The sequence below is a fragment of the Pedobacter cryoconitis genome (genome assembly GCF_003259615.1).
Classification (GTDB): Bacteria; Bacteroidota; Bacteroidia; order Sphingobacteriales; family Sphingobacteriaceae; genus Pedobacter; species Pedobacter cryoconitis.
Genome location: NZ_QLLR01000045.1, coordinates 1 through 23,710 on the forward strand (window position 1 = coordinate 1; position 23,710 = coordinate 23,710).

The following is a 23,710-nucleotide window of genomic DNA, read 5'->3' on the forward strand; positions in this document are numbered from 1 at the left end:
GTAGATATTCCGATGAAATGACACCAGTATTCCGCACTAAAGTACCCCATTTATTCCGGGGCAAAACACGCCAGCCAGACCGGCCGTAACATCACTAAGCAAGAGTGATATTTTCCAAAGTTAGTGATTCTTTTTCTTTCTCAAAGATTTGCCCGTAAGGGCGATTCTATGTGCAGAAGCTGCCAGTCTGTCCATAATAGCATCGGCGAGTGTTGGTTCATCAATAAAGTTGTACCAGCTGTCCACTGGTAGCTGTGAGGTAATCATGGTAGCACCATTTCCATACCTGTCTTCCAGAATATCCAGCAGAGCAATCCTTGCATCATTATTCAGCGCCTTGAGGCCGAAATCATCCAGGATCAGTAGCTTATTAGCGGAGATACCCCTAATCCATTTAAGATAAGATCCATCAAGTCTGGCCTGAGCAAGTGCCTCCAGAAACTTATTCATACTAAAGTATTGTGTGCGATAACCGAGCAGACAAGAGCTACGCCCCAGTGCACAGGCCAGAAAAGATTTACCACATCCGGTGGCACCTGTGATCAGTACATTCTCGCCTTTCTCTATGAACATACCATCAGAAAGCCTTAGTACCTGCTCCCTTGTAATGCCTCTGTCTGCCGTACAGAGTATATCTTCTGGCAAAGCATGATAGCGTAGTTTACTTGCCTTGAGATACTTTTGGGTGCGTGCGTGATCGCGGTATTCCACTTCTGCCTGTGTGATCATCGCGATCAAAGCATGGACGTCTTGTAGTTCATGGACAGGAAGAGATAAGGAGGCTTCATAACGTTTAGCCATGCCCGTCAGTTTAAGGGTCTTGAGTTGTTCTACTGTGTTTTGTGTATTCATTTTTATTGATTATATCAGGTTAGTTATAGGCTTCAGGGCCTCTAAGATTATTATGGGTGGGGATACGAAACTCCGGATTGCTTTCCTCCTCCAGCAGATCCATGTTATTGTCAAGGATATTCTTGATCGCAGTATAGCTGAACTTGTGTCCCCTTAAGCCTCGTTTACAGGCGGCTTCCATACGTACCCGGCCAAAGGCATCCATCAGCCTTAGTAAGCCAAGGCAAGCGGTATAGGATTGGTCAATCACTAGTTTGCTATCCATTACCTTTTTAAAGAAATCCAGTGTATAAGGTCCGTTATCTTCTGCTTTACTGAGGTAATACTCAGGACTCCATCCACGTTGTCGGCTGATCGCCTGATGCCTTTCAGGCATATGTTCTTTGATACTGGTGTAACCATGAGGTGTATAGTTCCTGCTGTGAAGAGCGATTCGCTGGCCATCATGGTAGATCTCAACATGGTCTGAACAATAGGCAATACGTACCTCTTTTCCTATGTAGCGATAGGGCACAGAATAAAAGTGCCAGTCTTCACCCACCAGCACATGATAATGCTTTTGTACTTTTGCTTTGGTATAATGACGGATACTGTATGGCGATTCAGGGAGTCTCTGAAGCACTGCTTTCTCCTGGTTGTCAAATAACTCCTGTCTGCTAAATATCTTCTTCTGAAAGTTGATCTGATGGTGCTGGTTCAGTTTTTCCCTGATGGCGCTGTTGAGTTCATTCAAGCTGTGAAAAGTTTGGTTGCGAAGTGCCGCATAAATACGTCTGTAGGTGATCTTCACATTATTCTCTACGGATGGCTTGTCTTTGGGCTTGTATGGCCTGGCTGCAAGTAAGCCAATGTGATTATGGTTTGCCCAGCTTTCGAGCATATCAGTAAAAGCAGGTTCGTATTTACAGCTTTTAGATACCCATTGTCTCATATTATCTGATTTGACGCTTAGCGGAACTCCGCCAAAGTAATCCAGCGTATGGTTTAAAGCTTTTACCACCTGTGGAAGTTTCGCATCCGGTAAAGCTTCTACATAACCGAAGCCACTGAAAGGAAGTACAGCCACATAAACCGGGCAGGCGACTAGTTCCCCTGTTGAAGGATCAACAAAGTGCAACATATCACCTGCAAAGTCTACCTCCAGTAGCCTACCTGGATGGTGAACGAAGTGCATCACAGCATTATTCAATTTCATCTGATCCTGCAGTAATTCACAGAACCGTGAATACTGGAAGCCAGCGGGATAGTCTTTGATATACTCCTCCCAAAGTAATAGGCGGGTTACTCCAGTACGGCTAAGTTCTTTATTGAAGTATTCAATAAGACTGTTAAAGTGAATTTTACGGGGGTCAGTATCCTCCGGTACAATAGGCTTTATCAATCCTAGAGTCTGTTCCAGCTGTTCATCAGATCGCTTTAACAACTCACTGAAATCGATGCCTGTCTGGATGAACTTTCCCAAGTAGAGGGCAATAGTTTTCCTGGTAATCTTTACTTCCTTTTCTATAGCCCGTTGGGAAACACCGCGTTCAAGAAATATAAGTATCTGTCTTATCTTATGCATACTAAGTAGCTTATTTGCCATACTACATTGGGGTTGGTTACAAACCAAACATATAGTAATTGGCGGTTAAACTCTGCTTAGTGGCGTACTTTGGCGCGGAATAAGTGGTGTACTTTGTGTCGGAATGTCAGCCCGCTACAAGTATTACTCCTTTAGCAAAGTGGTGTACTTTGCAGCGGAATAATTGGTAACCTTTCCAGCGGAATACTGGTGGACTTTGCTCCGGAATAGGTGGTGTACTTTGTAGCGGAATCGTGGCGTACTATACAGCGGAATATCCAGATACCAACTTAGGATTACCAAAGGACTTTTTCAAGCAGTTTTTAAGTCCGAAAATCTCTACTTTATAAAAGTCCGGTTTTGTGGGGAGAAGTCATATGAATTTTCGCTTCTTTTACAGTTCGATTTTTAGGAGGGGTTACAGGTTACAAGATTACTTTTGTTATGTTAAGTTAAAACACCTGTAAATATATATTGTTATTGCAATATGGATAGCAAAGAGTATAAAAATCATGATGAAATCATAAAAGTTCCCCGCTTTACAAGTGACTCTGGCTTTCATACTAATGAGCATCGGAGTATTAATATGTCTAAAATAAAGGCTAAAAATAGTGCGGCCGAAATGTTATTAAGAAAAGCGCTTTGGGCCAAGGGAATCCGGTATAGAGTTCACGTCAATCAACTAATAGGTAAGCCTGATCTTGTAATAAAGAAATATCATTTGGTTATATTTATTGATGGTAGTTTTTGGCATGGGTATCAGTGGGATAAGAAAAGACTCAGTATAAAAGATAATAAAGATTTTTGGATACCTAAAATAGAACGCAATATGCAGCGTGATAATAGTTATAATGAAATCTTAAAATCTAAAGGATATACTGTTATGAGATTTTGGGATCATGATGTAAAAAAGAGATTAGATGCATGTATAAATCAAATTATGCTTTATCTTGAAGCAGCCAAGAATGGAAAAATTCCGGTATCGGAGTGAAAATATAAAAATTAGTTTTGATCAACTAAAACAGGTTCCATATAGCAATCCAGAAATGATTCTGTTACGCCCTTAATTTTTCTACGTTGACATAAGGAATATAATTCTTCGACTGCTGAGTAAGGAAAGAATCTGATGTTAAGATCACGAAACTGAGGATGGTTTGCTTCTTTAATAACCTTTGCTCTGTCTTCATCCGATGCGACAATTACATAACGAAGATCTTCTAATCCTATAAAAAGATCTTTAAATTTTTTCATTCTGGTTAGTCCGCTGGTTACACCTGTAGAGTGCTCAACCTCCATTACAGCTGGCATTAGTTTACCATTTTTGAACCAAATACAGTCAATTAATAATGCCGCTTTAGCAGCATCCTGATAGGCTGTTAATAATTTTTCGTCTTGTAATCGGGAAATAACACCTTCGAATTCTCCTATTTTTTTATTTTGGTACATAATGCCCTTATCATTTTGGGCTATCCAAGTTCTGAAGTTGAGCTGTTTTCCAATAAAGTATAAAGCAATCTGTATTTGAGCATGTCTCCGCTTAATTGCAATATCTATCATTGGCTCTATTGTAGGTTCTGAAGATAATACTAGCGCATCATAAGTGGCTTCCTGTGCTGGGAGTTCAGAAATAACAACCTGAGTTTTTATTTCTTTAATTTTTCCAGCAGTATGAGGTTCATCAGGTGTCCATATTAGATGCTTATGACCTTGCTTAATGACAGCTTTTCCTCCATTAGTTTCTATTCTTCCGGGATAAGCGAAATGAAATTGAGGGGTATAAGCAAGTAAAGCTTCTAATACGCTTCTAGTATTATAACTACCGGCAAGTACACGATCAAAATTAATAGGCTGGTCTGGAATAAAAGCGTTTGCTATTCTCCAAATTAGCTCAGATGATATAGGTTCTATCTTTTTACCAACTGAACTTTCACCTTTTGAAGGATTCCATCTTTTAATACGGATGGGTCCTTCAGGAAGATCTGCATTAATAATTTCAATAAGACCTTTGTTTCTCGCGTCTATATAATTGTAAGTTATAGATTTATCAAGTTGATTGATAAATGAAACTATATTAGCGGCTGATAGTCTCTGCATACAATGGAGCTTTAGTTTTAGGAGTCAGGTCAGAAATAAAATCGGCAATAGTATTTGCTAATCCCTTTGCCGCAATATAAGGTACACCGTTACCAATGGTTTTGAACATATCTGTCAGTGATATGTTTTCTGGTATCACGAATTCGGCTGGTAGTGATTGAATAGCTAAAGACTCTGCAGCCGAGAGCCGCCTAGGTAAATATGGATGAAGATGTACTTCATTATTTCCATATGCTGCAGTGGGGGAGTATCTCCATCTATGTAGCCTTTTATAAGATTTTTTTAAATCATCACCTTCTGAAATAGTTTGGAATTTTACTAGCCCAGCCCTTGGAGTAAAGTAATGTTTTGCGTTAGGATGATTTTGTACATCATTTTTTTTAAACCAATGATCGACAGTGAGTTCTTTAATTATATTCTCTGGGATTGATCGCTCACCATTTTCAGCAAATAAGTCTTGTGATGGCCAGTCTTTTGCGAAAATTTCTTTTTGATCATATAGAGTATTTGAAGCCCAGTTAAATTTGTCAATAGTTGACTGGTAATTTCCAATTTTAGTATATCTAGATAAGAAATTTTTATGAAATCCAATAAGGATGATCCTTTGACGGTCTTGAGGTGCACCATATTCAATTGCATTAATTAAGTTCTCAGTAAGGTAATAGCCATTTTCTTTTAATTTTAATTTCAAAGATTCAAAGAATTCTCTGTGTTTTGCTGTACGGTATAGACCCTTCACATTTTCAAACAAGAAAAAATCAGGCTTAGTTCTACAAACTAAATCTATATATGTTCCTGATAACTTACCGTTTTCACCATGTTTGCCCTTGTTTTTTCCACCAACAGAAAAGTCAGGGCAAGGTGGGCCGCCAATGAAACCTGTTACGTTATAGATTTTTTTAGAGTCCTCTAAGTGGTTATTTAATTGAGCGAACTCATCTGGTTCTAAATACTTTGTTATGTCTTTAACATCATACCCATACTTTGGAATTGGAGTATTTAAGCTTTTTCTTGCCCCTTTGTAAATATCCATAAATGCTTTATGATATTCGTTAACAAATAAGGTCTCAAAAGAGCCTGTCATTTCAAATCCCAAATCTAAAAATCCTGCACCTGCAAAAAAAGAAAATATGCCCGTTTTATTAATCATTGCATCAAAGATACGAACTACGTTTACAATATATTAGTTGATCAGACAATATAATGGATTTGTATATCAAATTTTTTTTCTTGTAATTTTAAGTTATGATGCGGAGATGATCGATGCTGTGAGAAAATCAACAGGATTACTGAGCAGAAATGCAGGATTCTTTTATCATACCGATTGAAAAATCTGCAAAAATGCTATAGGAGCTGTAGTATTAGGTTACTTTTTAGTATACGAAAATTTATTCAAAAGGATAGGCTCGATTCAGTTATTAGAGACATCAATTCTGTTTTTTCTTTGTTAATTATCTTAATTAAGCTATTTAATCTGAAAGTCTAATTTTATCTTTTAACATAAATCCTAATTCTTCGGCAGCAGGTTGGCAAAGTCTTCTTAAAAATTACTGGCTCCATCAAATACCTTTTCACCGAAAATCTTTAAATTAACCTATATGGAGCTATTCCTGACAGATCACTAACAATCTTTTGATTGTCTTTTTCCATAAATAGTTAATTGATTTTGCTTTATAGTCTTAAGGATTTATGAACATAATTTAACATAAACAAACTTTAGCTAATCACTTGCATTTTATTTGTGAATTTCCATTAATTACTCAAGACCAGCATTAAAGTCAATGTTGAAATTAAAATCTAGAAGTTTTGTTGGATGAATCTTTAGGCCAACTGCAAGCTTTTTCAGTGTCAGTATGTTAGGCCCACTTTCGCCATTTTCATACTTAACTATATCACCCGTGTTTACTCCACTTAATTTTGAAAATTCACGAAAACTCAGTTTTCGTTCTTCTCTTAATCCTTTTAAGTGCTTACCAAACTCCTTTAAAATATCTCTCTCGTTATCGCTAATCATCGTAATAAAATGAGAAACCAAGGTCAAATAAATGAAAAATAAAAACGTCATGTAATTCCTTGACACTTTAAGATATTTGTTATATATTTGATTTGTAGAAAATATAATTAACCATATGATGTAGTTTAAAACAATCGTACTTCATTTAGAAGAGGTATAAAACTTGAAGAGTCTCGTCGCTCAAAGCTGACACCCAAGAATGCGAGGCGGTAAGTTAAAATACCCATGTCTAAATAAAATGCTATTTTAGCGTTTTATTATAGGGGTGGGGCTTGCCGTAAATCCACAATCTTGGGTGTCAACTAGGAGCGGTGGTAGGTGAGTCCCACCCGTATTTTTATCAAAATGGTAAAAATATAGGACTCTTCATATTTATTAGTAATTAACACTAAAAATATGAAACCGAATTTTGCAAAACAATCCAAAGCCATCCCTCCAACAGAGCAAGAATCAATTGATTCTATGAATGCTAAACACACTTACAACCATGTCTGTGTATTTCATGAAACCATTCTGCACATCCTTGGAAACAGTGATGTCTCAGGCCTAAAAGTAACTGAATTAAAGAGTATTGAATACTTTGCTCTTACAATAATTCGTTTGCTTGATGCTGAGAAAATATCAGACAGTGTAAAAAGCCAATACAAAGCACAGATTGCCAAGAACACTGCCGAAGTCCGCAAGATAACTCCAAAAAAAGGAAATGATTTTCAGGCAACAAAGAGCCTTCATGATCTGCTTAACTGGATAAATTTCACAAATTATCGAACTAGGCTAACTATTGAAATGATTCTTGATGACTACTACTATCACTTTCCAATTTTCCAGAACAGTATAACCATGCAAGGCCATTTCATCCAGCAAACGGCATCGCAATAATTTTCTTTACCAATTCAACCATGATACCCGCATAAACAATTCACAGGTATCATCATTTCAACTTAACAACATGAAAAAAACGATCTCAATAATCGCCATGGCCACGCTTTGCCTATTTTTCAGCGCACCATCCCAAGCTCAAACTGTAGCCTCTACATTTAAACCCGTCAAAATTGGAGGTAGAATCCCCGATGTAACAATAACAAATGTCTACAATTATGAAAGTAAGAAAACCAATCTTTCTGATTTTAAAGCTAAACTGATCATTCTTGATTTCTGGGCAACCTCGTGTACATCTTGTCTGGCTAATTTTACAAAAACAGAAGAGCTACAAAAGAAATATGGAGGAGAGGTTCAGTTTATTAAAGTGACCAATCAGCCAAGAAAAGAAGTATTATCTTTTCTGGAAAAACTCCATAAAACAGATCCATCAACTATTCCTGTAGTTACCAATGATTCAGCATTGTACCAATTATTTCCTCATATCAATCTTCCGCATTATGTATGGTTGGATCAAACTGGTAAAGTCGTAGCAACGACAACCACCGAACAACTCACAGTAGAAAATATCGATCACTTTTTAAGCAATGATAACATTGGAAATATGCACATGAAAGTGGATATGAATAATTATAAATCTTTGACCAGCTCACTAAAAAAAACAATAAAATGAAGGATTATATTAGAATATTAAATTATCAGCCTCATACGGTTTCCAAGGAATTTATTGCTGACCCGAACAGAGGTCTTAATACCTTTTTCAGTTTTCATCCATTAACAGAGGTTAGACAGAAGCTTCATTTGTTACTTCGGGCATGGTTACGCCAGGTTAATGTGTATGCGGAACCTTCTGACATTTCTTCCATGTTACTTTTCCAGGAGCAGCTTATTGAATTCATGGAAGTCTCTTATGTAAAAGGGGTGAAGGACGGTTATTTACCAAAACCAGTAAACCACCCAAAGAATTAAAATCTACAAAGCGGGCGGCCTAATAAACAGAGGTTTTGGTAGTGCCGCCTGCTTTGTTTAACGAGTAGAAACTATTTCCAATACCAGCCTCTGATCAGAGCTAACACCAATACCATCACTTTGTCTTGATACCAAGATATCAGTACATCAATAATGCTAACCAATAAAACCAATATCTCAAAAGCCCTATGAAACACGCGTAAAACTATCACTGACAACTTGATACCTGCTTAAAATCAATGCAGGATTCACAAAACCAATTCACATGAAAAAAACGATCTCAATAATCGCTATGGCCGCGCTTTGGCTAAAATTCAGGAATCCTTACCAGATCAGAACCTTTCTTTTGCTGGTAATAACCTTGCTCAGTTCACCCCAATACAACCTGTTCGCACAAACAAGCGTACAGCTCATTACTGGAACCGTAACCGACACCTACGGTAAACCATTACCGGGAGCAACTGTAAGAATAACCAATACGAATACCTCAACTTTAACAGACAAGGAAGGACGTTTTACCATTAAAACTGCTACCCAATCCGGCATCTTAACCATAACTTTCATTTCCTTCAAAACCAGCGAAATCCCGTTTAATCCTTCCATCAAATACCCTTTAAAAATCATCCTGGAAACCAATGAATCTACTTTAAACGAAGTCCAGGTAATAGGTTACGGGCAAACCACTAAAAGGCTCAATACAGGAAGCATATCTGCCATTACTGCTGTACAAATTGAAAAACAGCCAGTAGCAAATATCCTGTCTGCTTTATCTGGTAGAATGCCAGGGGTATTTGTGCAAACTACAAATGGCCTGCCGGGTGGTAATATCAATGTCCAGATTAGGGGTAAAGGATCTATTGCTGCGGGCACAAATCCTTTATACATTATTGATGGCGTACCTATGGATGCAAACGCTGCGGGATTAAGTGCTGCTATAGGCGCTTCAAATATTGCCGGAGCGCTCAGTCCTTTAAACAGTTTAAACCCTGCTGATATTGAAAGTATCACGGTTTTAAAAGATGCAGATGCAACCGCAATATATGGGAGCAGGGCAACAAATGGTGTCGTTTTAATTACTACTAAAAAAGGAAAATCTGGTAAAACCCAAATTGAACTCAATGTTTCGCAGGGGATTAATCAGGTTGCCAATTATCCGCGGTTGCTTAATCTGGATCAATATTTACAAATTAGAAGAGAGGCTTTTGCTAACGATGGCAAGATTCCTTCGAGTGACCCCAATTCTGCAAACTATGCTCCCGATTTAACGGTATGGAGCCAAACGGAATCTACGGATTGGGCCAAACACTTTTTAGGAAATACGGGCCAGATGAGTAATATGCAGTTAAGCATATCGGGCGGGGATGAAAGTACTAATTTCAACTTTGGTGGTAATTACCGTACCGAGGGCACTATTTTGCCGGGGAACAGCAATTATAAACGTGGTGGTTTACGGGCAACATTCCAGCATACTTCAAAGAATAAAAAGTTCTATCTCCAGTTTGCGAATTCTTTAAATCTGGATGCTCATAGTTTGTATAATCCAAGCCTGAGTTTTTCTGCGGGTTTATTATTGCCTCCAAATTATCCTGTTTATGAATCTCCGGGTGTATTTAACTGGTATGCGGGTACAAATCCTACCGCTGAGATTAATGCACGTTCAAAGACAAGGACGGATAATACAATTAGCAATGTATTGATGAGGTATACGGTTTTACCTGATTTAGCATTCAGGGTAAGTGCGGGTTATAATAAGAATAACCTAAACCAGGTGCAGCTTTATCCGGCAAGATCTCTTTATCCGGGAACTGATAGCTACTCGATTTTTGGGATAAATAGTAATCGTTCTGTGATTTTTGAACCTCAGGTTGATTATGTAAGGTCTTTTAAGGATAGCAGGGTTTCGCTGTTGCTTGGTGGAACGTATCAGAATAAGGTTACTGAGGGACAGCTGATTAGTGGGACTGGTTTTAGCAATGAGGGGTTGATGGAAAATATGGCTTCTGCGGGAACGATTACTGCACGAACAAATTCTTATACGCAGTACAAGTATGTTTCTGTTTTTGGCCGGATTAATTATGCGTGGAAGGACAGATATATCGTGAATGCGACAATGAGAAGGGACGGTTCATCGAGGTTTGCGGATGGAAATCAGTTTGGCAATTTCGGTTCTGTAGGTGCTGCGTGGTTATTTGCTGATGAGCCCTGGGTTAAAAACAAGCTGAGTTTTTTAAGCTACGGGAAGTTAAGGAGCAGTTATGGGTTGACGGGGAATGATCAGATTACGGATTATCAGTATTTGTCTACTTATGGGAATGGGGGAAGTCCGTATCAGGGGGTGATTGGTTTAGTGCCTTCACGGATTTCGAATGCTAATTTTCATTGGGAAACGACAAGGAAGCTGGAGTTTGCTGTTGAGCTGGGGTTCCTGAAGAACAGGATTTTGCTGAATGTGAATCATTATAGGAATAGTAGTGATGACCAGCTGGTGAATTATGCGATTCCGCGAATGACTGGTTTTGCAAGTTATCAGGCGAATTTACCTGCTGTGATTAGGAATACGGGCTGGGAGTTTGAGTTGAATACAAGGAATGTGGAGGGGAAACTTTTCAACTGGACGAGTTCTTTTAATATCACGGTGCCAAAGACGTTGTTGAAGAGTTTTGAGGGGTTTGAGAGTTCTAGTTATGCGCAGACTTTGCAGTTGGGTTATGATATTTCAAGGGTTTACGGGACGCAGTTGACGGTTGATCCGGCTACGGGGAAAGCGGTGTATGGTACTGCTCCGGGTTCTGCTAGTGTTTATGAGTATTTCACGATAGGGAAGCAGACGCCTGATTTTTATGGTGGGTTAGGGAACACTTTCCAGTATGGGAATTGGAGCATGGATGTTTTCTTCCAGTTTGCAAAGCAGATGGGAAGGGGTGGGTTGCGTAATTCACCAGGGAGATTGACCAATAACTATATAGCAGTTTTGGAAAGGTGGCAATATTCAGGACAGGTCACCGATATTCCCAAAGCATCAACTGGTAATGATTCCAAATTCCAATATAGTCAGGCCAATTATTTCGATACTTCGTATTTGAGGCTTAAAAACGTAGGGCTTTCTTACAGTTTTCCTAAAAGGCTTCTGGAGCGTATCAATATGCAACAGTTAAGAGTATATGTTCAAGGACAAAACTTATTGACTTATTGGGATAAGAATGCCGCTATTCTCGACCCTGAATCTGGTGCTTTTAATAATGTTCAGAATAATATTCCACCTGTAAAGTCTTTTGTGATCGGTTTACAATTAACTCTTTAATCAAAGAAATATGAGAAATATAAATATGGCTATGCTGCTGTTTGTACCTGTAATTTTGATTTACGGCTGCAAGAAGATGATCATGGTCGAATCTCCAAAAAATCAATTAACAACCGATAAAGTTTTTGCTGATTCTACATCGGCATCGGCTGCATTATTAGGCGTGTATGCAAATTTTGAAAAGCAGTTTGATCCTGGCTACACTACTTATATAAGCTTGTATACAGATGATATAGGCTATGTAGGCACAGATATAACTAATGCTGAATACTATGAAGGCCGGTTAACTGCAATTAATACGACCAATGAAAATATCTGGTCACGTTTATACACTATTGTTTATCAATGTAATGATATCATATCGCAATTGCAGCATAATAACGCATTATCTAAATCATTAATAATCCAATTAACAAGTGAAGCCAGATTCTTAAGGGCGTTTGCCTACTATTATCTGGTGAATTTGTATGGCGACGTCCCTTTAGTATTACAAACGGATATTGCGGTTACAGTAAAGGCCCCAAGGCGTGCTCAGAGCTTAGTTTATAGTCAAATGATGGATGACCTGACAGAGTCGAAGAAGGGGCTCTCATCTTCTTATATGGGGGCTGGCAAAGTACGTGCTAATCAATTGGCAGCATCAGCATTGTTAGCACGCATATATCTTTATCAAAAGAATTGGGCTCTGGCAGAAAAGGAAGCTAATGCAGTAATTGGATCTGGTTTTTATACGCCGTTAGAAACACCTGCTAATGTTTTTAAAGCAAATAGCAAGGAAGCCATTTTACAGCTTTGGAATCAGAATGGTAATATAAGTAACGGTAGCAGTATTCCATCATCTACGGGAATACCTCAATACTTAATAACTTCAGATTTATACAATGCTTTTGAACCTGGTGATTTACGCAAAATCAATTGGATAGGCACCAGAAATGTAATTACTGATGGAGTTAGCAAAAGCTACTATTATGGAGCTAAGTATAAAAACAGAACTGCAAATACAAGCAGTCCTGAATACTTAGTAGTATTGCGGGTTGCTGAACAGTTTTTGATCAGAGCGGAAGCCCGTGCAATGACTGGTAATATTCCCGGTGCTATTGAGGATCTTAATAAAATAAGACAAAGAGCTGCATTAAGTCCATTACCTGTTTCTTTAAGCGCAGAGAATTGCCTGAATGCAATTATTAAGGAGAGAAGGGCAGAGCTGTTTATTGAAAATGGACACAGGTTTTTTGATCTGAAACGTAATGATCTGCTGAATATAGTGATGGGGAGTTACAAAACTGGCTGGCAAAATGGCATCAGCCCGTTATTCCCTATCCCCAAAAATGAAATTACCTATAATCGAAGTTTGATTCAGAACCCAGGGTATTAAGTCTTAATTTTTTAGAACATAAACAAATGAATAATAGATTATTTAGAATAATAGCTGTCAGCTTTTTAGTGATAGCTGGTTGTGGAACTGGTTTAGTCCAGTCTGTTAATGGACAGGTAATAGGAAGCAAGCTTCAAGACTTAAAAATCAAGGGGCCATTCATTATTGGTAACCAGAAATCTTCCGTGGCTGATTTATACAAGAAGGGCGGATTAATTATCAATTTTTGGGCAACATGGTGTGCGCCTTGTATAAAGGAACAAAAGCTTCTCGATTCTTTAATACAGATTTATCCTGATTTATCTGTTTTATCGGTCACTTATGAGGATTCTGTAGCAGTTAGGCAGCATTTTGATAAAGTTGGATTACCGAAATCCAAATCAATGATACTTACTACAAATGATACGGTTTTTCATGATGCCTTTAAACATCGGGTAATCCCGCATAATATATGGATTGACAAATCCGGGATAATTAAAGCAATTACGGGTGGAGACGAAATCACCGAAAAGAATGTAAAGGCTTTTTTGGATGGCAGTACGGATAAATTGGCCGTTAAGAGTGATGACCTTGACTTTGATTTTAAAAAAACATATCATGTTCCTGATAGTATGATACTTTTCCGTAGTTACATTTCGGGTTTTAACGAAAGAATAACTAGTGGGACGAATTTTGGTGGGGACAAAAAGGGAGAATTTAAGCGTTTGTTTGCTTGGAACAGACCAATTACACAATTTTTTTGGTTGGCTTATACACATCAGACTAATGACCGAATGAACTGGAACCTCATTGAACTGAAATCTTCTGACTCGACCAGGTTTATTCAGCCACGATTAGACAGACCTTTATTTGAGAGATCAAGATACAATACTGGAGAAGATTTCATTACGAGAGAACGAAGATGGAACAACGATAATCTTTACTGTTATGAATTAATCCTGTCTAAAAAAGCTCCTGTCATTAAATCTGTTGAATATATGTTCCCGGATCTGGAAAAGTTCTTTAATGTGAAGGCATCGATAAGAAAAAAGAGGATAATGACTAATGTGGTTTTTTTAGATAGATCAAAATTGAAGAATCTACCGATATCAAAAGGTGAGAAACCAAGTATCAGGTCAAACAATGAAATTTTTAAAGTAAAAAATGTAACAATAGATAATATGTTGAATTATATCCTGGAAGCATTTACTGATAATGTTCCTTACATAAATGAAACGGGGTATAATGGGGGACTAAGTTTCGAAATAATTAGTAAAACTGGCTCTTTAAATTTATCGGATATATGGGCTAAATTAAGCGAGTTTGGAATCATTAAAATAGAAAAGAAACGGTCTTATCCGATTTTAGTGCTTGAGGATTTAAGCCATCCCTAGCTTAATAATTTCTAAATACTCAATGCAGCAATTGCTGCATTGAGTATAAATCAAATTGTGGTAATGATATAGAGCCAATGATTAGTTGTTGAGTTTAATGCTGGCTACAGGTGCCCCTTGTCCCGAAGAAAGTTCACCTCTTGCACATATTACTGCATTACCATTACAACCGAAATAATCCTGTGCTTCCATAACGGTTTTATTATCCAATGTGCCTGAATGAAGAGGACCTGAACCATTCCAGTCATATTTTGGCTCATCTACTCTTGGATTGTTTGCAACTTTTGTAGCGAATGCTCCGCTTATGCCGGCCACTAGTGCAATGGCCAGCATGGTGTTTTTTAAGACTAACATAATTTTAAGATTTTATTGAGAAATTCTGTTAATTGTAATCTATTCGTGGGACCCTGGGAATATTCGAGATTTTGGTTTATAAATAGTTGGCAGTATAGAGATAATCATAAATACTGCGTTAAAAACAAGATGTGTTTTCCAGCCCATTTGTGAGATAATTCCTCCGCAGGTGCAGGGAAGTTTTTCTCCTGTTAGCAGCATTGTTGTGATGTATATTTCAAATACCAGCAGTAACAGGAATGAAGCGTATAACCCTTTAATCCTTAAGTTATCTTTGCATAACATCCAGACAATAACAAGCTCTATAGCGGGTATTAAAATACCTAATAATGGAGCTAACAAAGCAACAGCTTGCATTTGAACCAATTTTAGCTGAAATACAAATTTGTCGTATTCCAGGATCTTGGAAACTGCTGTATACCCGAACAGTAATATCAGGAGTACAGCTGCGATTATTTGTAGGCTATTTGCACTTAGATTTTTCATGTCCGTTTGTATTTGGTTATACTAAGTTCGGACGATTTTTAAGAATTAAAGGGAAGAAATCTTACCATCGGTGGTAAGATTTCTTCCCTTTTTATCATAAATGTATTGCATCCAGCCATCAGATGGTGCAGAGGTCCTCAAGTGTTCGGGATTGCCTATTCCTTTATTGCACAACCAGAGGTAGCAGTACAGGAAGGAGCAGGATTGGCGATTGTTACTGCTGTATCTATCGTTAAAGATAGATACAGCAAATGACCGGTAATTATAATCAATAGAAATTTGTTAAAAAAAGATTGGATCTTTACTACGTAAAATCCGGGTCTTATAAATAATTCGTTTAGAAAAATAATATGAGTGAAATAGGGGTGCAGTATGCTAAGATTGTTGAAGCCAAAAAATATTCATTTTTAATTCTTACTTACTTTTTAGGGGGAACGTTTTTATCGGCATTTGTGGCCTGGCAATTGCACAACCCAGGTATATTGTTAGTCGGCTTCTTAATTTTTGGTATTTGCCCGATAATATTTAAGAAGTATTATAGAAGACCTTTTGTGAAAAAGGTCAGCGTAGAATGTAGTGATAGCTACTTCGAGGTTAATGTTTTTGATTCGAAAAAAGATGAGGTAGTGAGCACCCATAAGTATTTTTACAATGAAATTAATTCTTATAGAACTTTTGAATCCACTACTGAACGTTCTTCTCAACTGAAAATATGGCCAAGAGAAGGAGGCAGTGTGAATTATATTTTTGTTGAGGAAAATTACGGGGAAGGAGATTCTCTTCTTAGCATTATTGTCAAACGAATAATGGGCTATAATGAAATTAGTTATCCGGAAAACAAGATCTCATTAAAAAAAAGTTTATTTGCCACAAATATTGGTACTTACATCATTATTTTATTGGTAATAGGCTGGATTTGTCTCCTCATTTTTCAAATTGCTTATAAACAGAAATCAATCCCATTATCTGTAATTGGGGGAATAATGCTTTTCTTACAGCTATTAATTCAACGAAAAAAGGATATTGCAACGTATGAAGCTAATAAGTAATTGCTATTAGCTGTTGAAAAATCTTATCCTGGTTACAAATATCAAAAGCTTAAGTGTTTAAATTTCCTCATGAATATCAACTTGACACGAGGGGTTGTGGTCCAGTGTTAGTTTCTTTTCTTGATCTCCGAAAGATGTTTAGGATGTATATTCAAAAATGAGGCAATAATTTTATTACTGATTTTATTAATCAAATGTTTGTGATCTTTTAAGAAGTAGATATATCTATCATTTGCGTTTTTTATTCTGATAATTTTTTCGCGTTCATATCCTGCACTGATACACTCTTCATAAATTTCAAGGAGGATTAAAGACAAAGGTGGATCATTGAGACAGGCTTGGGCTAAATTTATAACCCAGCCATCCGTATCAGCTAAAAACCTGATATATTTTATAGGAGAGACTTGTTTGGAGAATACATAATAAGGAATAACAAATCCATCAGTTGTGAGATAGGCTGTCATTTCTTCCAACTCATTGATGAAGATTCCCTGGACAATTCCTGTCTTTATATAATAAAGCTTATCAATATGATTGGGGAATGTTGGTAAGACTTCGTTTTTTTTGAAGGAAACAGGTAAACATAATTCTTCAAACAACCGAATGGATTTAGGGGTTGAATTTTTGAAGCTGCTCAGCTTTTCAATGAGTGTTTTCATATCAGGTTACGTTTAGGGCAACCTTAATATGATTTAAGCTGTAAAAGAACTTATAGCCATAATATTGCCATGATTAACCTGTAATATAGTTAATTTTTATTAGAATAATCATCATATCTTTTATAGTAAATATTAATTTAAATTGTGAATTAATCAGGACGGAAAGGCCTTAATTGCCTAACTCCAGTTGATTCTTTACCAGGTTATAATATTCATTTTTCATTTGAACAAGTTCCTGATGACTTCCACACTCCACAGTTTTTCCGTGTTTTAGAACAATAATCTGATCTGCGTTTTTTACGGTAGAAAGTCGGTGAGCAATGATCACAACGGTCTTTCCTTTGAAAAATTTCTGCAGGTTGTCATGAATGATCTTCTCGTTTTCTGCATCTAAAGCAGATGTAGCCTCATCAAAGAAAATAAAGTGGGGGTCTTTATAGACCGCACGTGCAATTAGAATACGCTGTTTCTGGCCTCCTGAAATTCCATTTCCTCCGGCACCGACTTTAGTATTTAAACCTAATGCCAGTTCATTTATAAATGATTCTATGTTAGCGATTTTTAATACATTTTCAAGTTTTTTAGTATCAATATTTTCATCGCCCGTTGTAATGTTTTTTTGAATACTATCAGAAAATATATAACCATCCTGCATCACTACGCCACAGTTTTTTCGCAGATCCAGTGGTGATATATCTTTTATACTTAGTTCATCAAATGTAATATCTCCCTGTACGGGATCGTAGAATTTTAACAACAATTTCATTAAGGTAGTTTTCCCGCTGCCACTAGCACCAACAATAGCGGTAACTTTTCCTTTTGGAATGAAAAGATTAATGTCTTTAAGAACGTATGAGGAATGTGGGCCTTCATATTGGAAAGAAACATTGCGCAAGTGAATACCTCTTTCAATTCCATTATTCTGGCTCAGAACATCCTCGCTTTGCAGTAAAACCTGGTTTTCTTGTTCTTCTTCGGGGTGGTTCTGCACTTCGTTAAGACGTAAAAGACTCAGCTTTGCATCCTGGAAGGAGCGGAAGAAGGTGATCAACTGATTGATGGGCGAATTCATCTGTCCGATGATGTAAGAAACGCTCAATAATGAACCTAATGTCATATCACCCTTTACGACAAAAGAAGCGGCTAAAAATGTGACTAAGATATTCTTGATCTGATTAATAAATTCAAAGCCAGAAAGCTGCCACTGATCAAGTTTAATTACCCTGATATTTATTTTGAATAATTTTTGCTGTATATTTTCCCATTCTCTGCGTTTAAAGTCTTCAAACTGGTTTAGCTTCATTTCTGAGACACCGTTAATAATCTCATAGATAGATTCTTGGTTTGCACTTTTTTGCTGGAAGCGGAAGTAATCTAATATCTTTCTTTTTCTCATCCAGAATAAGGACCAGCCAACAGACAGGATGGTAAGCGTAACGTAAACTAAAAGTATCCGATAATCATAATAGAATAAAACGCCGAAAAAAACGGAAAAGGTAATAATGGAAAACAGGGTGAGTAAGCTTTGTGAGGTTAGAAATTGTTCTATACGTTCATGATCTTGCATACGCTGATTAAAATCACCCATTAATTTAGTATCGAAAAATTTAATAGGAAGTTTTAATAGTTTTTTCAGGAAATCTGAAATGATATGAATATTAATTTTTGTTCCAACGGTCAGCACAATCCTGTTCCGAAAGATGCCAAAGATAATATCTCCTATAAAAAATGCCAATTGGGCAAGAAGTATATAAGTAATAACATTAAGGTTCTTCTTGGTTACTCCTTCATCAATTAGTTTTTGCGTTAAAATAGGAAAAACGAGCATAGTTAATGTACCAAAGAGCAAAAGCATAAACATCAGGCCTATTTGCTTACTGTGTGGTTTAACGTATTTGAGTAGGGACTTTAGGTCTAATTTGTCTTCTTGGGGTGGGGTTTGTGCATAAAAATCTTCTGTAGGCTCTAAAAACATAGCAATCCCATTTCCGTTATCCGAAAGCCATGATTTTTTGAACTTTTCTTCAGACAGAGAGATTAAGCCATGTGCAGGGTCTGCAATCTTATAAATTGGCTCCCTGGTAAATAGATCTTTGGAAATTTCACAAAGGACAACAAAATGGGCCTGGTCCCAATGAAGGATACAAGGCATTATTCCTGAATGAAAATCTTCTGCTGTTAAGCTGCCTGCCATAGTCGCAAACCCGATTTTATCTGCTGCCTCCCCAATCCCTAATAAAGAAACTCCTTCACGGGTAATAAAACTTTGGTCACGCAGATATTGCAGGCCAAATTCTTTTCCATAGTGAGAGGCAACCATAGCCAGGCAAGCTGGGCCGCAGTCCATTTGATCGTGTTGGGGTACAAACTTTATTCTCATTATATACCTATTATCAATAATTCACTTATACCGGGCAATTCAGGTTTCAGGGCTGACATCAGACAAATACCTATACCCATTATTCCCCAGCCAAATGTTAAATTAAAAACTTTATCATCTTGAAGTCTTTCAAATCTATTCCTGAATCCTGCAAAGTCTTTAACTTCCGGGGTCCGATATTTTAATATTTGATCATACCAGTATTCATAGGCTAGTTTGAAATGAGCATCATTCGTTATTTCATAAAGCTTCTTAAAAACACAGGCTACTCCTGAGGCACCGTAAGTAATGCCACCGTCGAAAGTATATCTAATATCCTCTTTTCTCCTGGTGCAGGCAATGAGCAACTCGAAAGTCTCTTGTCTCAGCTCGTCATTTTTCAGGATTGCCGAGGCATTGTATAAGGAATAAAGAACTCCCAAGTCTCCATAACATATGGTGAACTGAGCTTCTTTTATACCTTCGTCGGGGTATTTGGAAGGAAAATAGCCGCTTTCAAGATCTCTTTTTTGATTGATTACAAAGGTTACTGCTTTTTCCAGAAGATTAAGGGTATTGTGATTATCCTCGTCAAGGACTTTTAGTTCAAATAGCTTGGTTATGAAGTTAATGATCATTGCAGAGCCGTGTGAAAGGCCAAGGTAAACCTGGTTTTCCAATGAGGGTGAGCTCCAGTAAACTTCATTTTCTTTAGGATAGACCGCGCATTTTTCCAGCGCTGAAATTATACCAAGCAGCACATTTTTTGAGGATTCATCTTTTTCATGGTAATATCTGTTGAGAAAAAAATATCCGGCAGAAAAAGCTCCGCTATTAATATCAAAATCTCCGGCTTCAAGACTGCGCTCAGTCAGGTCCGATAAAATTTCACTTATAGATTCGTATAGTCCGGTAAAATCGTAGTCGTAATCAAATTTATATTGTGCAAATAAAAGTGTTTTACCAAAACCAGCAATGTGATTTGATAGGGAATCAGTTTTGAAATCAGGTTTAAACTTTTTTAAAGTTGAGATCTCAGATAAAATTTCAATGGACTCATCAATTTGCTGTTCTGCCTGATCTCTGTAGCTTTCATCTTTATAAAACTGATGACAAAACAAGTTGTACAGTACTAAACCTGATTTACCTCCTTCTAAGGTTACATTGTCCAGGTATTTGCTTTTTGCATTTACTTCTGAATCTATCTCCAGTAATACTTTTTTAAAATATCCACTATTTCTCATCTCTGTTTAAAATAGAATTGTAGGTTTTAAACATGAAATAATAAATAACAAGCTCGTGCATCCTCGCTTTAGTATAAAAGAATCTGTTCAGGGTCATGTGCACATAACTTTGTAATAAACTGATTAATTTTTCCTCATTTTCTACGTTGTTTTTTATGGAGGATACGATAGGTCCATTATCAACAGACCTGTTTTTAAATGGGACAATAAAATCGTTTATATCAGTATAGTCTTTTATTCTAAGCACATCGTCCAGGAATTTCTTGCTGTCTCTTAATTTCAAGTCAATCGAGGATTTGAATTGTTTTTTGCAATCGCTATCTGATATATCTACAAATTCGGGTAAAAAACCATGATAGGCTTTTTCAAATAGTAGTTTTTTCTGGTGTAAAGAAAGACCGAAATCGTCAAGTAATATATCGATTGATGCTATCGCTGTTTTCCACCTGATAGCTTCATCTTCCTCATAGTTTGTTGTTAAATCTAAAAATTGCATGATAGCGCTACTATCATTACAAAACAACAGTTCTGATAACTCTATATTATCTTCACCATATCTTTCTATTTCTCTCTTATAGGTGTCGATCTGCAATGAGAAAACAAGTTCTTCATCGATTAATGGTTTTAAGAACCTGTCCAGAACGGCTAAGAAGTCATTTATATCTGTTGCTTTAATCCGAAATCTTAAGTGATGGTCGGGATCTTCATAACGGATAAAAAACCAGTTTAATTGAATATGATCTCTTTCATTTATAAAGGCTATGGTGTTTTTTATGACCGAGGTAATAATTCTGTCTCCCACCATATGGCTGCAGTATATTTTAAAATATATCCATTCACTGCCAGGATAGAAGTCTCTTTTTTCTGATTTTTCTTTATAGGCTTGTCCATTTATATTTTGAACATGCTGATTATTCACTATAGGGAAGATAAATTCTGAACAGTATTTTTTGTCTTCTTTTGAAATAAAACTGCTGTTATTTATATTCTCATAGATGTTAAAGTCACCTTTTCTAATCTTATTGAGTAAAATATTCAAACAAACTATATGAGTTGTATCAATCAAAATAACATTATCTCCTTCTTTGATTTTACAATCTTTAGGTATTTTTAATTCTGCAATCTGTTCTCTTAGCAGGTTTAAATTGATATTCTTGTTTTTTGATATTTTCCATCTTGCTTCCGATAAAACGAGTTTTTTATACTCTACCCTGGGAAGAAAAGTCTGGGTAGATAAAAAGGACCAGTCCCATCTAAGGCCGGGATTTGTATTTTGGTACTGCAGGTCACATAAAAACCTGAATATCGGCAGTTGCTCTCTGCTGAAATTATGAGCTGAGGACAGGCGGGGCCTGATTTCTTTATTTAACGTTTTAGATTGTAGAAAAATCTCGTTATTTCTGATGCTGACTATAATATCACTGATGTCTATCTTATCATGGGCAGCGTTAGTGTTGGTGACATAAGGAATTTCATAATTATAAAGTCTGGGCCTGAGTAATATGTTACCTACTCTGCCGCCGGGATGATGTATAATCTCAGCGTTTATGTAATTTGAATCCTCGTCGTTTTTGGCATATGTTTTCAGCTTGTCTTCCAGCTCTTTATCATGATAGGCAAACCTTGAAAATAAGTTTGACAGGTAGGGTGAAGGAATGGAGGATTTACACAAAAACTTGTACTTATCATTATCCAGCTCTTCAAAATTAGCAGACAATAAATCTCCAATTAGATAATAATCAGTATTCCATTTATAAGATGAGGTTGTATTTGAGATACTTTTAATATCTTCTTCTGTTAATATAATAGGTTGCTGAGTGAAGTGATCAAGGTGCCTTAAATATTTTTTGAGTATAATATTAATAATAGGGGGGATCTTTACCTCAGTTTCATTTGTTTCATATGAAAAATCTATATTTTGTATCAGAGGCATTTCTTCTACATTACCACTCACATGGAAATCATATCCTATTCCCAGTTGTGGGTCCAGGGCATGGGCCAGCAGAACTTCTTTGTTCTCAAATTTTCTATTAAACTTATTCTTAAAAGAAGAGATCCTTGTTGATTCTTCTTTTTTTACAGTCCCCATCAATTCAAGGGCGCTGTTTATAATCCCATCTACTATTTTAGTATTAAGATTGTTTTCTTGAAAATTGACCTTCAGGTCTACTTGAAAGGGGTGATGTTCTGGATTGAGGTAATCGCTGTATGTTTTTGAGAAATTTTCTATTTCATCAATATTTATAGTATTCCGTTGGGATTCTACAAAAGAGCTGATCTCTTTTAATAAGGTGGATTCAATATTGCTTTCTGTAAGCTTATGATATAATTCATCAACCGGGTTTTTATTACTTGTAATATAGGGGGGTAATTGATCTACCAATATTTTACTACTAATGATAGTGTCAATATAATCCGCTATCTCCGGGTGCTCCAGCTCTTCATATTGTTTGTTAATAATTGCACATATATCAGATTTATTAATTCCTTTTTTTGAGGAATCTATAATTTCAGCAATCAGAGAGTTATTGGTAATTTCAGATATTTTGTAATTGTTATCGTCATCCCACTCTATAAACCGCAATTTATCTCCAAATTGATAAATTGTATTATTGGGATAAAAAAGAATTTTTGTGTTTTCTTCCTGCTTCAATATTTCCTTTTTGAGCCGGTTAAGAAATAACATATCGGTACGAAAAATGGAGTCAAAAAAATTCTCCTTGCAAAAGGAGATCTTAGAAGGTTGTTTGCTTGTTTTTCCTAATGCAAAGCCTGCAAAAAGACCATAGGGTGTGCTTCTGGAGCATATTCTATTGTAATACTTATACAGTGTGATCAGAACGCGATCTTCACTGTTAAATATAACAGCATCATCATCGATCCAGAATTTTGCTATTTTATAAAAATCCCGGGAGGAAAAATAGATTGCTTTTAAAAAAAAATCGTTAGAGAAGGTTTGTTTTACGGCATTAATATCCTGGTCTTGTAAATATTTGTTTAGTGCGTATAAACTGTCAATTGAAAATGAAGGGGTTCTTATCAAATAAAAATCTGCGGTTGTCAATTGATTCATTCAAATTTTTTTAATGCAATTCAAGATTATTATAAAATAGGAAGGAGCAAAAGATCTGCTCCTTC

19 protein-coding genes are annotated in these 23,710 nt (G+C 36.6%); 8 read left to right on the forward strand and 11 right to left on the reverse strand.

The window, feature by feature from the left end:
* Window positions 1-120 precede the first annotated feature (120 nt).
* The gene (istB, locus tag LY11_RS24995) at window positions 121-852 is read right to left on the reverse strand and encodes an IS21-like element helper ATPase IstB (protein ID WP_111636324.1); all 732 of its coding nucleotides are present in this window, start codon (window positions 850-852) and stop codon (window positions 121-123) included.
* 19 nt (window positions 853-871) lie between these two features.
* A complete protein-coding gene (gene istA / locus LY11_RS25000; protein WP_211321654.1) occupies window positions 872-2,416 on the reverse strand; it encodes an IS21 family transposase in 1,545 nt (514 codons plus the stop codon).
* A gap of 487 nt (window positions 2,417-2,903) precedes the next feature.
* Here istA and LY11_RS25005 point away from each other — a divergent pair, with 487 nt between their 5' ends.
* Complete coding sequence (locus tag LY11_RS25005) at window positions 2,904-3,407, forward strand: very short patch repair endonuclease (RefSeq protein ID WP_111636325.1); 504 nt, start codon at window positions 2,904-2,906, stop codon at window positions 3,405-3,407.
* An 11-nt stretch (window positions 3,408-3,418) separates the two neighbouring features.
* Here LY11_RS25005 and LY11_RS25010 read toward each other — a convergent pair whose 3' ends face one another.
* The 3 genes from LY11_RS25010 to LY11_RS25020 form a co-directional block, all read right to left on the reverse strand.
* On the reverse strand, window positions 3,419-4,510 hold the full coding sequence (locus LY11_RS25010; RefSeq protein ID WP_211321655.1) for a hypothetical protein: 1,092 nt from the start codon (window positions 4,508-4,510) through the stop codon (window positions 3,419-3,421).
* Window positions 4,488-5,660, reverse strand: a complete 1,173-nt coding sequence (locus LY11_RS25015; protein WP_111636326.1) for a DNA cytosine methyltransferase — start codon at window positions 5,658-5,660, stop codon at window positions 4,488-4,490. Before LY11_RS25015 ends, LY11_RS25010 begins: the two co-directional genes overlap by 23 nt.
* 606 nt (window positions 5,661-6,266) lie before the next feature.
* The gene (locus tag LY11_RS25020; RefSeq protein ID WP_111636327.1) at window positions 6,267-6,575 is read right to left on the reverse strand and encodes a helix-turn-helix domain-containing protein; all 309 of its coding nucleotides are present in this window, start codon (window positions 6,573-6,575) and stop codon (window positions 6,267-6,269) included.
* A 345-nt stretch (window positions 6,576-6,920) separates the two neighbouring features.
* Between LY11_RS25020 and LY11_RS25025 the strand changes: the two genes are divergently transcribed.
* From LY11_RS25025 to LY11_RS25050, 6 genes are all read left to right on the forward strand, one after another.
* Window positions 6,921-7,403: a hypothetical protein gene (locus tag LY11_RS25025; RefSeq protein ID WP_111636328.1), complete on the forward strand. Its 483-nt coding sequence runs from the start codon at window positions 6,921-6,923 to the stop codon at window positions 7,401-7,403.
* Between the two features lie 70 nt (window positions 7,404-7,473).
* On the forward strand, window positions 7,474-8,076 hold the full coding sequence (locus tag LY11_RS25030; RefSeq protein WP_111636329.1) for a TlpA family protein disulfide reductase: 603 nt from the start codon (window positions 7,474-7,476) through the stop codon (window positions 8,074-8,076).
* Window positions 8,073-8,372: a hypothetical protein gene (locus tag LY11_RS25035; RefSeq protein WP_111636330.1), complete on the forward strand. Its 300-nt coding sequence runs from the start codon at window positions 8,073-8,075 to the stop codon at window positions 8,370-8,372. Before LY11_RS25030 ends, LY11_RS25035 begins: the two co-directional genes overlap by 4 nt.
* 265 nt (window positions 8,373-8,637) lie before the next feature.
* Entirely contained in the window at window positions 8,638-11,673 is a 3,036-nt protein-coding gene (locus LY11_RS25040) for a SusC/RagA family TonB-linked outer membrane protein (protein ID WP_111636331.1), read from the forward strand.
* A 10-nt stretch (window positions 11,674-11,683) separates the two neighbouring features.
* Complete coding sequence (locus LY11_RS25045; RefSeq protein ID WP_111636332.1) at window positions 11,684-13,048, forward strand: RagB/SusD family nutrient uptake outer membrane protein; 1,365 nt, start codon at window positions 11,684-11,686, stop codon at window positions 13,046-13,048.
* A 26-nt stretch (window positions 13,049-13,074) separates the two neighbouring features.
* Complete coding sequence (locus LY11_RS25050; RefSeq protein WP_111636333.1) at window positions 13,075-14,421, forward strand: TlpA family protein disulfide reductase; 1,347 nt, start codon at window positions 13,075-13,077, stop codon at window positions 14,419-14,421.
* Between the two features lie 81 nt (window positions 14,422-14,502).
* Here LY11_RS25050 and LY11_RS25055 read toward each other — a convergent pair whose 3' ends face one another.
* Window positions 14,503-14,775, reverse strand: a complete 273-nt coding sequence (locus LY11_RS25055; RefSeq protein WP_111636334.1) for a hypothetical protein — start codon at window positions 14,773-14,775, stop codon at window positions 14,503-14,505.
* Between the two features lie 39 nt (window positions 14,776-14,814).
* A complete protein-coding gene (locus tag LY11_RS25060) occupies window positions 14,815-15,261 on the reverse strand; it encodes a MauE/DoxX family redox-associated membrane protein (protein ID WP_111636335.1) in 447 nt (148 codons plus the stop codon).
* Between the two features lie 350 nt (window positions 15,262-15,611).
* On the opposite strand from LY11_RS25060, the gene LY11_RS25065 reads away from it, so the two are divergent.
* Window positions 15,612-16,310, forward strand: coding sequence for a hypothetical protein (locus tag LY11_RS25065; RefSeq protein ID WP_111636336.1), 699 nt, complete (start codon window positions 15,612-15,614; stop codon window positions 16,308-16,310).
* Window positions 16,311-16,417: 107 nt separating this feature from the next.
* Here the strand turns inward: LY11_RS25065 and LY11_RS25070 are convergent, their stop codons facing one another.
* From LY11_RS25070 to LY11_RS25085, 4 genes are all read right to left on the reverse strand, one after another.
* Entirely contained in the window at window positions 16,418-16,969 is a 552-nt protein-coding gene (locus LY11_RS25070) for a Crp/Fnr family transcriptional regulator (protein WP_111636337.1), read from the reverse strand.
* A gap of 169 nt (window positions 16,970-17,138) precedes the next feature.
* Entirely contained in the window at window positions 17,139-19,349 is a 2,211-nt protein-coding gene (locus LY11_RS25075) for a peptidase domain-containing ABC transporter (RefSeq protein WP_111636338.1), read from the reverse strand.
* Complete coding sequence (locus LY11_RS25080; protein ID WP_111636339.1) at window positions 19,349-20,572, reverse strand: lanthionine synthetase LanC family protein; 1,224 nt, start codon at window positions 20,570-20,572, stop codon at window positions 19,349-19,351. Before LY11_RS25080 ends, LY11_RS25075 begins: the two co-directional genes overlap by 1 nt.
* Window positions 20,562-23,645, reverse strand: coding sequence for a lantibiotic dehydratase (locus LY11_RS25085; protein WP_111636340.1), 3,084 nt, complete (start codon window positions 23,643-23,645; stop codon window positions 20,562-20,564). The genes LY11_RS25080 and LY11_RS25085 overlap by 11 nt, the downstream gene beginning before the upstream one ends.
* Between the last annotated feature and the right edge of the window lie 65 nt (window positions 23,646-23,710).